Genomic DNA, 14,803 nt, shown 5'->3' with positions numbered 1-14,803 from the left:
GATGGCGCCTGCCCACACCAAGGAGACCCGCATGTACCCGGACGCCCTCTACCTGCTCGCCACCCAGCGCAACGCCGAGGACATCGCCGACGCCGCCCGCGCCCGACTCGCCAAGGAGGCCGACCGAGCCGAGTCGAGAATCAACGACCTGCATTCCCAACCGGTTCCCCGACCGCGCTACGCCTAGCGGTTCAAAAGTCCTCTGTGGACAGCCCGGGTGGCGGGGCAGCGGTCAGCGCCTGCCGTGCAGGAAGGTGATCAGCTTCGCCACCTGGGCGTCCACTTTGGGCGTGCGCGCGAAGGTCGTCATGGTGATCGGCGCGCGGAAGCGCTGGGTGGTGATGGCCTTGGCCCTGGCGAACTCGCGCAGGCCCTCGGGGCCGTGGATGCGGCCGAAGCCGGACTCGCCGACGCCGCCGAAGGGCAGTGACGGGACGCCAGCGAAGCTGATCACCGAGTTGACCGACACCATCCCGGCGCGCAGGCGGCGGGCGAGTTCCAGGCCGCGGGCGCGGGCGAAGACGGTGCCGCCCAGGCCGTAGGCGGTGGCGTTGGCCAGGTCGACGGCCTGGTCCATGTCGCGGACCTTGGTGACCGTCATCGTGGGGCCGAAGGTCTCCTCGCGGACGGCCGCGGAGTCCTCCGGGACGTCGACCAGGACCGTCGGCTCGACGTACCGGGAGCCCTCCGGCACCGGGCCGCCGGTCAGGGCGCGGGCGCCCCGGGAGAGGGCGTCGGCGATGTGGCGGCGGATGATGTCGATCTGGCCGGGCATGGTGATCGGGCCGACCTGGGCGTCGGCGTCGAAGCCGACCTTCAGCGGCCGCGCCTGGGCGGTCACCTTGGCCACGAAGTCGTCGTAGACGCGTTCATGCACGTAGACGCGCTCCACGCCGGTGCAGGTCTGGCCCGCGTTGGACATCGCGCCCCAGACGGCGGCCTCCGCGGCGGCGTCGAGGTCGGCGTCGGCGTCGACCAGCAGCGCGTCCTTGCCGCCCGCCTCGATGAGGACGGGGGTGAGGGTCTCCGCGCACGCGGCCATGATCTTGCGGCCGGTGCCGGGCGAGCCGGTGAAGGCGATCTTGGCGACGCCGGAGCGGCACAGGGCGGCCCCGGTCTCCCCGAAGCCGGTGACGACCTGGAACACCGGGTGCTCGGGCACCGCGTCGGCGAACGACTCGGCCAGCCAGCGGCCGACGCCGGGGGTGTACTCGCTGGGCTTGAACACCACGGCGTTGCCCGCGGCCAGGGCGTAGGCGATCGAGCCCATCGGGGTGAAGACCGGGTAGTTCCACGGCCCGATGACGCCGACGACGCCCAGCGGCTGGTACTCCACCGTCGCCTTCTGGTTGGCCATCAGCAGCCCGGCCGGACGCCGCTTCGGCCCCAGCACCTTGCGCGCGTTCTTCGCCGCCCATGCTGTGTGGTCGATGGCCAGGACGATCTCCAGCATGGCGTCGCCGTGCGGCTTGCCGGTCTCGGCGTGGACGACGTCGGCCAGCTCGTGCGCCCGCCGGGTCAGGGCGGCCTTCCAGCGGTTGAGCCGTTCCAGACGACCGGCGAAGCCCAACGCGCCCCACCACGCCGCGGCCGCGCGGGCGGACTCCACCGCCGCGCGCACCTCCTCGGCGGAGTTCACGGGGTGGACGCCGACAACCTCATCCGTCGCCGGGTTGAGCGACTCGAACGTCTTCGCCTGAACGGTCGTCATGCCCGCCAAGCTACCCGCCGGTACCGGGTGCCGGCGATACCCTGTGCCGGTGCGGATCACCCACTTCGGCCACTCGTGCGTCCTGCTGGAGACCGGCACCGCCCGGCTGCTGCTGGACCCCGGTGTGTGGTCGCACGGCTTCGAGGACCTGCGCGACCTCGACGCCGTCCTCATCACCCACCGCCACGGCGACCACCTCGACCCCGACCGGCTCGGCCCGCTGCTGGCCGCCAACCCCGACGCCGAGCTGATCACGGACCCGGGGTCGGCCGACGAGGTGGCCCGGTTCGACCTGCACGCCACGGTGATGCGGCCGGGCGACGCGCGCGAGGTGGCGGGGACGGCCCTGCACGCCGTCGGCGGCGTGCACGCCGAGATCCACCCCGAGGTCGAGGTGCCGCCCAACGTCGGCTACCTCGTCGACCACGGCGCCTTCTACCACCCCGGCGACTCGCTGCACGTCCCCGAGCAGGCCGTCGACGTGCTCGGGCTGCCGACAGGCGCGCCGTGGTTGAAGGTGTCCGAGGCCGTGGAGTTCTTCCGCGCGGTCGCGCCGAGGGTCGCCGTGCCCATCCACGAGCTGACGCTGAGCCGCGAGGGCATCGACAGCGCGCTGCACCGGTTCGACTCGCTGGCCCCGGCCGGGGCGCGGCTCGTCGTCCTGCCGCTGGCCGACACCACCGAGGTCTGACCCCGGCCGCGCGGAGCATTTTCCGCTCCCGGCGTCCCGAACGGGCCGCGGCTGCCTCCTAGCCCATGACGGGGACCCTGCGGCCCGCGCAGCAGAGCACGGGCCACCCCCGCGGAACGTTCGGAGGAAATCGTGTTCCTGCGTTCACGATCGCGCCTTCGCGCCACGGCCACCGCCGTGGCCGTGGGCGCCGGACTGCTGGTGGCGGCGACCCCGGCCACCGCCGCCCCGGCGGCGGGGCTGCGCGCCTACCTGGTGATCACCGCGCCCAACGACACCGCGGGCGCCAAGACTGCCATCGGCGGCAACGGCGGCGCCGTGTGGTCGTCCTACGACGCCATCGGCGTCATCGTCGCCCACTCCAGCGCGGGCGACTTCGCCACCAGGATGCGCGCGGTGGCGGGGGTGCAGAAGGTCGGGGCCACCCGCACCTCCGACGTCCCGTCCGCCGCGGCCAACCCGGCCATCCCCGCCGCGCCGTCGCAGGTCACCCCGTCGACGGGTGAGCCGGTCCGCTCGGACATGAGCCAGATCGGCGCCGACCGCGCGTGGGCGGTCAACCAGGGCTCGTCGCAGGTCACCGTCGGCATCCTGGACACCGGCGTCGACGACCAGCACTACGACCTCAAGGCCAACTTCGACGCCGCGAACTCCGCGTCCTGCGCCTACGGCAAGCTCGACACCCGCGCGGGCTCGTGGCGCGACACCGGCAGCCACGGCACGCACGTGGCGGGCACCGTCGCGGCGGCCAAGAACGGCCGGGGCGCGGTCGGCGTCGCGCCCGGGGTGAAGATCGCCTCCGTGCGCATCGCCGAGGAGCCGAGCGGGCTCTTCTTCCCGGAGAACACCATCTGCGCCTTCGTGTTCGCCGGTGACCGCGGCTTCGAGGTGACCAACAACAGCTACTACACCGATCCGTGGATGTTCAACTGCCCGGACAATCTCGACCAGGACGCCATCCTGGAGGGCGTGCGCCGCTCAATCGCCTATGCCGAGGGCAAGGGCGTGCTCAACGTCGCCGCGGCGGGCAACGAGAACTACAACCTGGCCAACAAGACCAGCGACTCGACCAGCCCGAACGACTCCACCCCGGTCAACCGCAGCGTGTCGAACTCCTGCCTGAAGGTGCCGGGCGAGGTGTCCGGGGTCGTGAACGTCTCCTCGATCACCTCGTCGAACAGCAAGTCCTCGTTCTCCAACTACGGCACCGAGAAGATCGCGGTGGGCGCGCCCGGTGACAGCGTCTACTCCACCGTGCCCGGCGGCCGCTACTCCAGCATGTCCGGCACGTCGATGGCGTCCCCGCACGTCGCGGGCGTCGCCGCGCTGCTCAAGAGCGTGCACCCGACGGCCACCCCGGCCCAGCTGCGGGAGATGCTGGCGACCCAGGCCGACGACCTCGCCTGCACCGACAGCCGCTGCACGGGCACCACGGCGCGGAACAACTTCTTCGGCGAGGGCCGGGTCGACGCCTACCAGGCCGTCAGCGGCTCGCAGCCGCCCGGAGACAAGGTCTTCGAGAACACCGCCGACGTGGCGATCCCGGACGCGGGCTCGGCGATCACCAGCCCGATCAGCGTCACCGGAGTCGACGGCAACGCGCCCGCGACGCTGAAGGTCGACGTCAACATCGTGCACACCTACCGCGGCGACCTGGTCATCGACCTGGTCGCGCCGGACGGCACGGCGTACCGGCTGAAGAACTCCAGCGGCAGCGACGGCGCGGACAACGTCATCGCGACCTACACGGTCAACGCCTCGTCGGAGGTGGCCAACGGGACGTGGAAGCTGCAGGTGAGGGACGTCTACCGGACCGACACCGGGTACATCAACTCCTGGAAGCTGACCTTCTGACGCTGCACCGGCACCAGGACGGCCCTCGCCTCGGCGGGGGCCGTCCGCAGTCCGGGGTAGGTCAGCGGCTCGGCGCCGAGGTGCACCGCGATGTCGACAGCGTCCAGCAGGGCCTGCCTCGGCCCGGGGCGGGCCAGGTCGGCGGCGTCGGCGGCCACGCGCACCAGCCCGCCGCGGCGGGCCGTGCGGGCGGCGACCTGGACCAGCGCGTAGCACCACCACGGCTCGGCGCGCTGGCCGACGGCGAGCGCGCGGCCCCGGTGCACGACGCCGGTGTCCAGCTCGCGGACGCCGATGAGGTCGGCGCAGAGGGTGAAGCCCGCGCGCCGGAGCGCGACCAGGGTGCCCGGGGAGGCGAACCAGCGCGGCGGGGCGAAGGCGTCGGTGGCCAGGCCCGCGCGGTCGAGCGCGGCGGTCGCCGCGGTCAGCCGCAGCCCGGCCTCGTGCGCGGGCAGCGCGGCGAACTCGGCCCGCCTGCCCAGGGCGACCCTGCGGCCGCGCGGCTCGGCAGCGTGGTCGAAGCCGTGGGCCAGCACGGGCCGCTCGCGCACCCAGGCCACGACCTCGGCGTCGAGCCTGCGCGGGGCGACCAGCGCCGACAGCGGGACCCCGCGCCGGTCGAGCTCGGCGGCGAAGCCTGAGCAGGCGTCCAGGCTCCGGGCGGTGATCCCGGAGAGGGAGACCACGAGTCGGGCCGTCATACCGCACAGCACACCCGACGCGCATGACACGCGGGTGTCCCCGACCCTGACTCAGCCGATCCAGTCGGCGAACTTCCGGCCGGTGAGCTGCTCGTACGCCTGCACGTAGCGGGCGCGGGTGTTGGCCACGACGGCGTCGGGCAGCGGCGGCGGGGGCGTGTCGGACGCGCGGTCCCAGCCCGACTCCGGGGAGGTGAGCCAGTCGCGCACGTACTGCTTGTCGAAGGACGGCTGGGCCTGTCCCGGCGCCCAGGTCTCCACCGGCCAGTAGCGGGAGGAGTCCGGGGTCAGCACCTCGTCGCCGAGCACGAGCCCGCCGTCGCGCAGCCCCAGCTCGATCTTGGTGTCGGCCAGGATGATGCCGTTGGCCAGGGCGTGCTCGGCGCCGCGCCGGTAGATGCGCAGCGTCAGCTCGCGCACCCGCTCGGCCTGCTCAGCGCCCAGCAGCTCGACCACGGCGGCGAAGTCGATGTTCTCGTCGTGCGCGCCGAGCTCGGCCTTGGTGGCCGGGGTGAAGATCGGCTCGGGCAGCCGGGAGCCCTCGGTCAGGCCGTCGGGCAGCGCGATGCCGCAGACGGCGCCGGTGGCCCGGTAGTCGGCGGTGCCGCTGCCCGCGAGGTAGCCGCGCGCGACGGCCTCCACCGGCAGCATCTCCAGCCTGCGGACCAGCAGCGCCCGGCCGCGGACCTCGGCGGGGATCCTCGGGTCGTCGTAAGCGACCATGTGGTGGTCGACGACGTCGGCGAGCAGGTCGAACCAGAACACGCTCATCGCCGTCAGCACGCGGCCCTTGTCGGGGATGGGGGTCGCGAGCACGTGGTCGTACGCCGAGATGCGGTCGGAGGCGACCATCAGCAGGTGGTCGTCGTCGACGGCGTAGAGCTCCCGCACCTTGCCTGCGGCGATCTTGTCGTAATCAGCGAGCGTGGGCACGTTTGCGCAGCTTACGTGGCCGCTCAGCTGCCCCTGCGCAGCAGGCGGGTCAGACCGGTGGCGACGGTCGTGGCCAAGATCCAGCCCAGGGCGATGAACACCGCCGATATCCACTGCGACACCCCGCCGATGGTCCACTTGTTCTTGTGTCCGAAGTCGACGATGGGCACGAGCAGGTCCAATGTGTACAGCAGCGGGTTCCACACCAGCCGGTCGTCGGTGTTGGCCTCGCGCGGCTCGGGGATCATGAAGAACCAGACCGTGCCCGCGACCAGGAAGCCGAGCAGCCAGGTCAGCGCCCGCGTCGGCCGGTAGCCGTAGCCGACGGTGGCGCGCTGCAGCCAGCTCCACAGCCGGATCCCCGGCGCGGTGAGGCCCGCGCCGTCGGCGAGCGCGGCGTAGCGCAGCCGCTGCTTCTCGACCAGGACGGTGTCGGCGTGCTCCTCGTTGCCCGCGGCGCGCAGCATCGCGGCGAACTGCTCGTAGGGGCCGGGGCTGTAGGTCTCGCGCAGGCCGTGGCGCAGCCAGGCCAGCCGGGTCAGCACCCGGTCGTCGTCGTCGAGGTCGATGGGGTCGGCGAGGGTCTCGTAGCGGAAGTCCTCCACCTCGATGCGGCCCTTGGCGCTCCAGAACGCCGCGTTGTCCGACAGCGACGCGCACCGGGCGTGCCCGAGGTCGACCCGGCCGCGGGGCGCGGCGGCCACGGTCAGCCGCAGCTCCTGGGTCTGGAAGCCGAAGGCGTTGATCGTCATCGCGTTGTGGCTGTTGCCCAGCTCGGCGCCGTGGAAGTCGGTGACCTGGCCGACCTCGGCGCGGCGCAGCCGGATCTCCCCGTGCGCGGAGAACGGCTCGTCGCCCGCCGCGCAGATGAGGTCGCGGCCGATGCGCGCGACCCGCAGGTCGAGCGAGGGCTTGACCGCGCCGTCGCGGTGGTAGACGCCGGGGGCGAGCAGCCTGCTGCCGCGCAGGTCCAGGTTGGCCTCGATCTTGGTCCCGGTCAGCAGCACCGAGCCGAAGACGAGCACGGCGCGGGCGTCGAGGTTGCCGCCGACGGTGAAGCGGCGGCCCTCGACCGCGTCCCCGCCGCGGTTGCTGATCACCGCGCGGTCCAGCAGCGCGCTGCCCCGCACGATGACCTCGACGAGCCGGATCTGCCCGGCGATCCGCGCGTCGCGGGCGTCGATGTTGCCGCCGACGGCGGTGCCGTCCAGGTGCAGGGAGCGGTCGGAGTACGGGCCCGCCTTGGCGCCCATCTCGACGAACTCCTCCTGCCCGCCGGACAGGTCGACCCTGGCCTGCGACAGCCGCAGCGAGCCCCCGATCGCGGCGTTGACGATGCGCACCGTGCCCGTGCTGACGAAGCCGCGGTCGAGGTTGACGTTGCCGTCTACTTTGGACCGGTCGGCGACCAGGGTGGCGTTCGGGTCGAAGAACGGGTCGTCCGGCGGCACGGCCCGCGAGTGCTCGGTGCGCGGGGCCAGCCGCGCTCCCCGCATGGACAGGTCGCTCTCCACCCGCGCGGTCGGCAGGAAGATCTGCCCGACGGCGCGGAAGGGGGTGCCCTGCGGGTCCACGGTGAAGTACAGGTTGCCGCCGACCTGCATGCCGTTGCCGTTGAGCGCGAACCCGCGCGGGTTGTCCAGCTCGGCGCCCGCGAAGTTGACGTTGCCCCCGGTGCGCAGGCCGGGCAGGCGGATCTCCCCCTTGCTCGCCACCCGCGCGGCCAGCAGCGCGCCCGCGAGCTGCAGCCGGTCGCCGTGCAGCGCGGGCCTGCCGTCGCGGCCGATGAGCGTGCTGTCGCGCAGCACGAGCGTGCCCCTGACCTCGGCGTCGGTTAGGTCGACGGTCCCGTTGACCACGGTGCGGTACAGCGTGAGGTCGTTGTCCGTGCGCAGGTTGCGCGCCTCCAGGCCGGGGAGCGCGCAGTCGCGGAAGTCGATGCCCGCCAGCTTGCCCTGCCGCAGGTCCGGCGGCTGCTCGAACCGGCAGCGCTCGAACTCCAGCAGCGCGAACTCGATGTTGCGCAGGTCGAGCGTGCCGGTGATGTAGCGGTCCGACCAGCGCTGCACGGCGGGCGTGGCCAGCTTCCGCCTGCGCAGCACGCCGCCGCTCTCCTGCTCGGCCGCGCGGCGCAGGACCTCGGCCGCGCTGATGTGCGCCCAGGCCGGGGGGTTCTCGTCGTGCGGGTCCAGCCGCCGCTCGTCGTCGCTGGTCGTCATGGCGATACCACCCCCCGTGATCGCTCCTGCGGTCGATCATAGAGACGGACCGGGGTGGTGGGGCGTTCCGCGGAAGTCCGGCCCCCCGCGCTCGCGCGGGGGGCCGGACTCGTCAGCGACTCACAGGACCTTGCTCAGGAACGCCTGCGTGCGCTCCTCCTGGGGGTTGCCCAGCACGTCGCGGGGGTTGCCGTGTTCGACGACCACGCCCTCGTCCATGAACACCAGGGAGTCGCCGACCTCGCGGGCGAAGCCCATCTCGTGGGTGACGACGACCATGGTCATGCCCTGCTCGGCCAGCTTCCGCATGACCTCCAGGACGTCGCCCACCAGCTCCGGGTCCAGCGCGGAGGTCGGCTCGTCGAACAGCATCAGCTTGGGCTCCATCGCCAGCGCGCGGGCGATGGCGACGCGCTGCTGCTGGCCGCCGGAGAGCTGGTTCGGGTACGCGGCGGCCTTGTCGCCCAGCCCGACCTGGTCGAGCAGGTCCAGGGCGTGCGCGCGGGCCGACGCCTTCGGCTTGCCGAGGACGCCGACCGGCGCCTCGATGATGTTCTCCAGCGCGGTCATGTGCGGGAACAGGTTGAACCGCTGGAAGACCATGCCGATCGAGCGCCGCTTGTGGGCGACCTCGTCCTCCCGCAGTTCGTACAGCCGGTCGCCGCGCTGGCGGTAGCCCACCAGGTCGCCGTCGACGTAGAGCCTGCCCGCGTCGACCTTCTCCAGGTGGTTGATGCACCGCAGGAAGGTCGACTTGCCGGAGCCGGACGGGCCGATGACGCACATGACCTCGCCGTGCGCGACCTCGAGGTCGATGCCGCGCAGCACCTCCAGCCTGCCGTAGCTCTTGCAGACGCCCTCGGCGCGCACCATCGGTTCGGTCATACCTGATCACTCCCGCTGGTCAGCAGCCGGTTCACCAGGCCGCGCGACGCCTTCGACGAGCGCGACATGCCGCGGGAGTACCGGCGTTCGATCTGGGTCTGGACCAGCGTCAGCACCGAGGTCAGCGCCAGGTACCACAGCGCGGCGGTGATGAGCAGCGGGATGGTCTGGAAGTTGCGCGCGTAGATCTGCCCCGCGGCGACCATCAGCTCGTAGTACCCGATGACGATGACCAGCGAGGTCGTCTTCAGCATCGAGATCGTCTGGTTGCCCGTCGGCGGGATGATCACCCGCATGGCCTGCGGCAGCACGATCCGGCGCAGGATGCGGCCGCGGGTCATGCCCAGCGCGCTCGCCGCCTCGGTCTGGCCCTCGTCGACGGACTGGATGCCGCTGCGCACGATCTCGGCCATGTACGCGGCCTCGTTCAGGCCGAGCCCCAGCAGGGCGGCGCTGAACTGGGTGATCAGCGTGTTCGTGTCCCACGAGACGAACTCCGGCCCGCCGAACGGCACGCCGAGGCCGATGCGCGGGTACAGCGCGGCGATGTAGAACCAGAAGATCAGCTGCGTGATCAGCGGCGTGCCGCGGAAGAGCCAGATGTAGGCGCTGGCCACCCCGGCGGCGATCGGGTTCCCGGACAGCCGCATGACCGCGAGCAGGATGCCGCCGACCACGCCGATGACCATCGACAGCACGGTCAGGATCAGCGTGTTCTGCAGGCCCTGCAGCACCCGGGGGTCGAACAGGTAGTCCCAGACCACCGGCCAGCCGAAGTTGTCGTTGGTGACGACGCTGGTGGCGGCCTGTGCGATGAGGACCGCGAGGATCGCGCCGGTGACCCACCGCCAGGGGTGGCGCACCGGCACGACCTTCTGCGGGGTGTGGCCCTGCGTCATCAGCCAGCCGGTTCGGGGTTGATCTCGGCGGTGGGGATGCCGCCCGCCTGCACGCCCCACTTCTCAAGGATCTTGGTGTAGGTGCCGTCGTCGATCAGCGCCTGCAGCGCGCCCTGGACGGCCTTGGCGTAGTCGCCCTTGTCCTTGGGCACGATGATCCCGTACGGCGCGGTGTCGTACGGCGCGCCCGCGGTCTCCAGCTGGCCCTCGGTCTGCTTGACGGCGTAGTCGACGACCGGGGAGTCGGCCAGCATCGCCTGCGCGCGCTTGGCGGTGAGCGCCAGCGTCACGTCGGTCTGGTTCTGGAACTGGCTGACGGTGATCTCGGGCTTGCCCGCCGTCTTGCACTCGGCGTTGGCCTTCTCCAGGTCCTCGACCTGGACGGTGCCCTTCTGCACGGCGACGGTCTTGCCGCACAGGTCGTCGATGGAGACGGCGTCCGGGTTGCCCTTCAGCACGGCCATCGAGGTGCCCGCGCTGAAGTAGGACACCATGTCGACCTGCTGGAGCCGCTCGGCGTTGATCGTGAACGACGACATGGCCAGCTCGTACTTGCCCGAGGTCAGGCCGGGGATGATGCCGTCGAAGGCGCTGTTCTGGTACTCCATGGTCAGGCCGAGCTTCGCGGCGATCGCGTTGCCCATGTCGATGTCCATGCCGACGGCCTGGTTCTGCTCGTCGACGAACTCGTTCGGCGGGTAGCTCTGGTCCTGCCCGACGATGATCTTCCCATCGGCGGCGATGTCGGTCGGGACCATCGCGGCCAGCGCCGGGTCCTTGGCGACCGAGGGGACCTCCGCGGTCGGGGTGCTCTGGCCCGCACCGGGGTCTTGCGGGGCGCCGCTGCCACCCGAGCCGCACGCGGTCACGGTCAGCGCGACGGCCGCGATTCCCGTGGTCACCTGGCTCAGCCTGCGGAACTGTCGTCGGGACACCATCTACTCCTCGGGTCTGGGTACCGGAGTGCTGGGGATACTGCCACCCGCCGGTCGGTCAGCACAGCACGGCCTTGGTTACGGACACATCACCATCGTTCGGCCGACGGCGCCGGGCTATTTCCCGCTGGTACCCGGCCAGCCCGCAATAAGTACGGCGACCAGGGCGGTCCACCCGGTCTGGTGAGAGGCGCCGAGGCCCTCGCCGGTGTCGCCGTCGAAGTACTCACTGAAGGTGACGTGCTCGCGCCACCGCGCGCTGTCGGACGCCTCGATCCGGTGGCCGTCGGCGGGCCTGCGCCCGTCCGGGCCGGGCAGGAACAGCGCCGCGAGGCGGTGCTGCAGCTCCCGGGCGGCGTCACCGGCGGTGACCCTGGTCCCCGACCCGGTCGGCAGCTCCAGCTGCAGGTCCTTGCCGTGGAACGCGTCGAGCACGTGCAGCGCCTGCACCAGCAGCGCGTTGGTGGGGAACCAGATCGGGCCGCGCCAGTTGGAGTTGCCGCCGAACATCGGGGTGCGGGACTCGCCCGGCTCGTACTGGATGCGGTGCGGCCAGCCGTCGATGTGCACGTCGACGCCGTCGCGGTGGGTCGCGGACAGCGAGCGGATGCCGTGCGGGGCGAGGAACTCGTCCTCGTCGAACATGCGCTTGAGCACCCGCTGGAGCTTGCGGACGTCCAGCAGCGACAGCAGCGCGCTGCGCTCGCCGTCGGTGTGCCAGGTGAGGAACTGCCCGAACGCGGGCGCGTGGCGCAGCAGGTAGTTCAGCCGCTCGGCGAAGTGCGGCAGCTCGGTGAACACCCACGCGGGCAGCGGCGCGACGGCCAGCAGCGGGATCAGGCCCACCATCGAGCGCACGCGCACCGGCTGGGCCTCGACCCCGCCGTCCGGGCGGTGGCGGGAGAGCAGGTCGTAGCAGAAGCCGTCCTCGTCGTCCCAGATCGGCCGGTCGGCGGAGCCGAAGTGGGTCGAGGCCTGGGCGATCGAGAGGAAGTGCTCGACGAACTTGGTGGCCACGTCCTCGTAGGCCTCGTCGTCGCGGGCGAGTTCGAGGGCCATCTGCATGAGGTGCAGGGCGTAGGTCGCCATCCACGACGTGGCGTCGGACTGCTCCAGCCGCCAGCCGCCGGGCAGCGGCTCGGACCGGTTGACCGGGCCGATGTTGTCCATGCCGAGGAACCCGCCCTCGAACAGGTAGTTGCCCTCGGGGTCCTTGCGGTTGACCCACCAGGAGAAGTTGAGCAGCAGCTTGTGGAAGACGCGGGCGAGGAACACCCGGTCGCCCCTGCCGGTCGCGGCCTCCTCGGCCTTGTAGACCTGCAGCGCCGCCCAGGCGTGCACGGGCGGGTTGACGTCGCCGAACGCCCATTCGTACGCGGGCAGCTGCCCGTCGGGGTGCATCAGCCACTCCCGGCACAGCAGCAGGATCTGGTCCTTGGCGAACGCCGGGTCGACGACGGCGAACGGGACCATGTGGAAGGCCAGGTCCCACGCGGCGAACCAGGGGTACTCCCACTCGTCCGGCATGGACAGCACGTCGGCGACGTCCACGTGCTTCCAGTGCGCGTTGCGCCCGCGCAGCCGCTCGGCGGGCGCTGGCGGGTGGGCCGGGTCGCCGTCGAGCCAGTCGCGCACGCGGAACCGGTAGTGCTGCTTCGTCCACAGCAGACCCGCGTAGGCGCGGCGCACCACGGTGCGCTCCGGCTCGGCGATGTGGCCCGCGACCTCGTCGTAGAAGTCGTCGGCCTCCTGCTCGCGGTCCATCATGGCGCCGGTGAACGAGCGGCCGAACGCCGCGCCGTGGCCGCTGCCCGCGACCAGGCGCAGCTTCACCCGGACGGTCTCGCCCGGGGCGACGGCCGGGAAGTGGTACCAGCCCGCGGCCTTGGTGCCCGGCTGCGATGCCTTGCCGTCGGCGACGACCTGGCAGGCGTCGGAGATCTTGCTGACGATGTGGTCGCCGATCCCGGCCTTGGTGTAGCGGCTGGGGTTGACGGGTCGGTCGAAGAGGTTGGCCTCGTCGGTCTCGTTGTCGGTGACCAGGAGCGTGGGCGCGCCGTCGAACTGCAGCGTGTAGCGGCCGAGGAGGGCGTGCTCGGCGAGCACCCGCGACCACCCGTCTGCGGTCGAGGCGATGAGCGCGGGCCTGCGCGCGTCGCGGCCCCACGACCAGGTGTTGCGGAACCACAGCTGCGGGACCAGGTGCAGCGGGGCGGTGTCGGGGCCGTGGTTGGTGGCCGCGATCTCGATGCAGACGTCGTCCGGTGCGGCCTTGGCGTAGGTGACGCGGACGTCGAAGAAGCGGTCGTCGTCGAGGACGCCGGTGTCGGCCAGCTCGGGCTCGCGCGCGTCGCGGCCCGCCCTGGCGGCCATCTCGCGCAGCTCGGCGTAGGGGTAGGCGGCCTGGGGGTAGCGGTAGACCATCCGCATCCAGGAGTGGGTGGGCGTGCCGTCGGTGACCCACCAGTACTCCTTGGCGTCCTCGCCGTGGTTGCCCTCGGTGTTGGACAGCCCGAAGTACCGCTCCTTGAGGATCTCGTCGTGCCCGTTCCACAGCGCGACGGCGAAGTTGAGGAACCCGTGGCGGTCGCAGATGCCCGCGATGCCGTCCTCGCCCCAGCGGTACGCGCGCGAGCGGGCCTGCTCGAACGGGAAGTACCCCCAGGCGTCGCCGTGAGGTGAATAATCCTCACGGACGGTGCCCCACTGCCGGGCGGCCAGATACGGCCCCCACAGCCGCCACGGCGACTGCGCGGACCCGGACGTCTCCAGTCGTTCGCGCTCGCTCATCCGGTCAAGTGTGACCGAGCCTGCTGATATCCCGTAAACACCCGGCGGGTCGTCACCCGCTCCGCACGATCCGTGCCGGAGGGTGATGTCGTTCGCGCGCACTAGGCTGGCCGGGTGCGGGAAGCCTGGTTGGGATGTGTGCTGGCGGGCGCGGTGGGTGACGCGCTCGGCGGGCCGGTGGAGTTCATGGGGCTGGCCGACATCCGGTCGCGGTTCCCCGACGGCGTGCGCGAGTACGGCACGGCCTACGGCGGCACCGGCCGCGTCACCGACGACACCCAGATGACGCTGTTCACGCTGGAGGCGATGATCCGCGCCCAGATGGCGCGCGGGCTCGGCCTCGCCGAGCACCCCATCTCGGTGCTCCAGCACGCCTACCAGCGCTGGTACCACACCCAGGGCACGCCCTGGCACCGCGCGGGCGGGACCTATGCGCTGGAGGAGCGGCCCGACGGCTGGCTGGTCGCCGAGCCGGAGCTGCACAGCCGCCGCGCCCCGGGCGCGACCGTGCTCGCGTCCCTGCGGGGCTTCGCGGGCGGCGTCCCGTCGGCATCGCCGGAGAAGCGGATCAACGACTCCAAGGGCTGCGGCGCGGTCATGCGCGCCGCGCCGATCGCGCTGTGGTCGGCCGACGCCGCCGAGGTGTTCGAGCTGGCCGCCCGCTCCGGCGCGCTGACCCACGGCCACCCCAGCGGCTACCTGAGCGCGGGCGCGCTCGCCTTCCTGGTCCGCAGGCTCCTCGACGGGGTCGCCCTGCCGACCGCCGTCGACGAGGTCCGCGCCGAGCTGGCCGAGTGGGACGGCAACGAGGAGACCGTCGCCGCGCTCGGCGCCGCCATGGTCCTGGCCGAGAAGGGCAGGCCGAGCGCGGAGGCGCTGGAGACCCTGGGCGGCGGCTGGGTCGGCGAGGAGGCGCTGGCCATCGCCGTCTGCGCCGCCCTGCACGCCGACGACCTCGTCGACGGTCTCGCGCTGGCCGCCGAGCACTCCGGCGACAGCGACTCCACCGCCGCCATCTGCGGCAACCTGCTCGGCGTCACGCTGGGCGTCGAGGCCATCCCCGCGCACCTGCTGGACGGCCTGGAGCTGCGCGACGTCATGGTCCAGCTGGTCGACGACGCCCTGCTCGTCTTCCGCGCCGAGCGGGTCGACCCGGCCTGGCAGGAGCGCTATCCGGCCTGGTGA

12 protein-coding genes are annotated in these 14,803 nt (G+C 72.1%); 4 read left to right on the top strand and 8 right to left on the bottom strand.

The annotated features are described in order from the left end of the window. Position 1 precedes the first annotated feature (1 nt). Entirely contained in the window at positions 2-187 is a 186-nt protein-coding gene (locus tag Actkin_RS32025; protein ID WP_258905319.1) for a hypothetical protein, read from the top strand. A 45-nt stretch (positions 188-232) separates the two neighbouring features. On the opposite strand, the gene Actkin_RS32020 is transcribed toward Actkin_RS32025, so the two are convergent. Next, complete coding sequence (locus Actkin_RS32020) at positions 233-1,711, bottom strand: aldehyde dehydrogenase family protein (protein ID WP_258905318.1); 1,479 nt, start codon at positions 1,709-1,711, stop codon at positions 233-235. A gap of 49 nt (positions 1,712-1,760) precedes the next feature. On the opposite strand from Actkin_RS32020, the gene Actkin_RS32015 reads away from it, so the two are divergent. Together Actkin_RS32015 and Actkin_RS32010 are read left to right on the top strand one after the other, a co-directional pair. Next, positions 1,761-2,402: an MBL fold metallo-hydrolase gene (locus Actkin_RS32015; RefSeq protein WP_258905317.1), complete on the top strand. Its 642-nt coding sequence runs from the start codon at positions 1,761-1,763 to the stop codon at positions 2,400-2,402. Between the two features lie 183 nt (positions 2,403-2,585). Next, the gene (locus Actkin_RS32010; RefSeq protein ID WP_229786601.1) at positions 2,586-4,256 is read left to right on the top strand and encodes a S8 family peptidase; all 1,671 of its coding nucleotides are present in this window, start codon (positions 2,586-2,588) and stop codon (positions 4,254-4,256) included. Here the strand turns inward: Actkin_RS32010 and Actkin_RS32005 are convergent. The 7 genes from Actkin_RS32005 to Actkin_RS31975 form a co-directional block, all read right to left on the bottom strand. Next, entirely contained in the window at positions 4,208-4,957 is a 750-nt protein-coding gene (locus Actkin_RS32005) for a DUF2334 domain-containing protein (RefSeq protein ID WP_258905316.1), read from the bottom strand. The two genes, Actkin_RS32010 and Actkin_RS32005, sit on opposite strands and share 49 nt — an antisense overlap. A gap of 51 nt (positions 4,958-5,008) precedes the next feature. Continuing rightward, positions 5,009-5,890 (bottom strand): phosphoribosylaminoimidazolesuccinocarboxamide synthase, encoded by an 882-nt coding sequence (locus Actkin_RS32000; protein WP_258905315.1) that lies wholly within the window; start codon positions 5,888-5,890, stop codon positions 5,009-5,011. Positions 5,891-5,913: 23 nt separating this feature from the next. Beyond that, the gene (locus Actkin_RS31995; protein ID WP_258905314.1) at positions 5,914-8,109 is read right to left on the bottom strand and encodes a translocation/assembly module TamB domain-containing protein; all 2,196 of its coding nucleotides are present in this window, start codon (positions 8,107-8,109) and stop codon (positions 5,914-5,916) included. Between the two features lie 120 nt (positions 8,110-8,229). Further along, on the bottom strand, positions 8,230-8,994 hold the full coding sequence (locus Actkin_RS31990; protein WP_309569094.1) for an amino acid ABC transporter ATP-binding protein: 765 nt from the start codon (positions 8,992-8,994) through the stop codon (positions 8,230-8,232). Next, positions 8,991-9,893 carry an amino acid ABC transporter permease gene (locus Actkin_RS31985; protein ID WP_258905313.1) on the bottom strand — a complete coding sequence of 301 codons (903 nt, stop codon included), beginning with the start codon at positions 9,891-9,893 and terminating at the stop codon, positions 8,991-8,993. Before Actkin_RS31985 ends, Actkin_RS31990 begins: the two co-directional genes overlap by 4 nt. Then, positions 9,893-10,828: an ABC transporter substrate-binding protein gene (locus Actkin_RS31980; RefSeq protein WP_258905312.1), complete on the bottom strand. Its 936-nt coding sequence runs from the start codon at positions 10,826-10,828 to the stop codon at positions 9,893-9,895. The genes Actkin_RS31985 and Actkin_RS31980 overlap by 1 nt, the downstream gene beginning before the upstream one ends. A gap of 117 nt (positions 10,829-10,945) precedes the next feature. Beyond that, complete coding sequence (locus tag Actkin_RS31975; RefSeq protein ID WP_258905311.1) at positions 10,946-13,618, bottom strand: MGH1-like glycoside hydrolase domain-containing protein; 2,673 nt, start codon at positions 13,616-13,618, stop codon at positions 10,946-10,948. A 114-nt stretch (positions 13,619-13,732) separates the two neighbouring features. On the opposite strand from Actkin_RS31975, the gene Actkin_RS31970 reads away from it, so the two are divergent. Next, positions 13,733-14,803 carry an ADP-ribosylglycohydrolase family protein gene (locus Actkin_RS31970; RefSeq protein ID WP_189209106.1) on the top strand — a complete coding sequence of 357 codons (1,071 nt, stop codon included), beginning with the start codon at positions 13,733-13,735 and terminating at the stop codon, positions 14,801-14,803.

It is taken from the genome of Actinokineospora sp. UTMC 2448, assembly GCF_024760565.1.
Taxonomy (GTDB): Bacteria; Actinomycetota; Actinomycetes; order Mycobacteriales; family Pseudonocardiaceae; genus Actinokineospora; species Actinokineospora fastidiosa.
The sequence above is the reverse complement of the archived record's forward strand: the minus strand, read 5'-3'. Positions and strand labels throughout refer to the sequence as shown.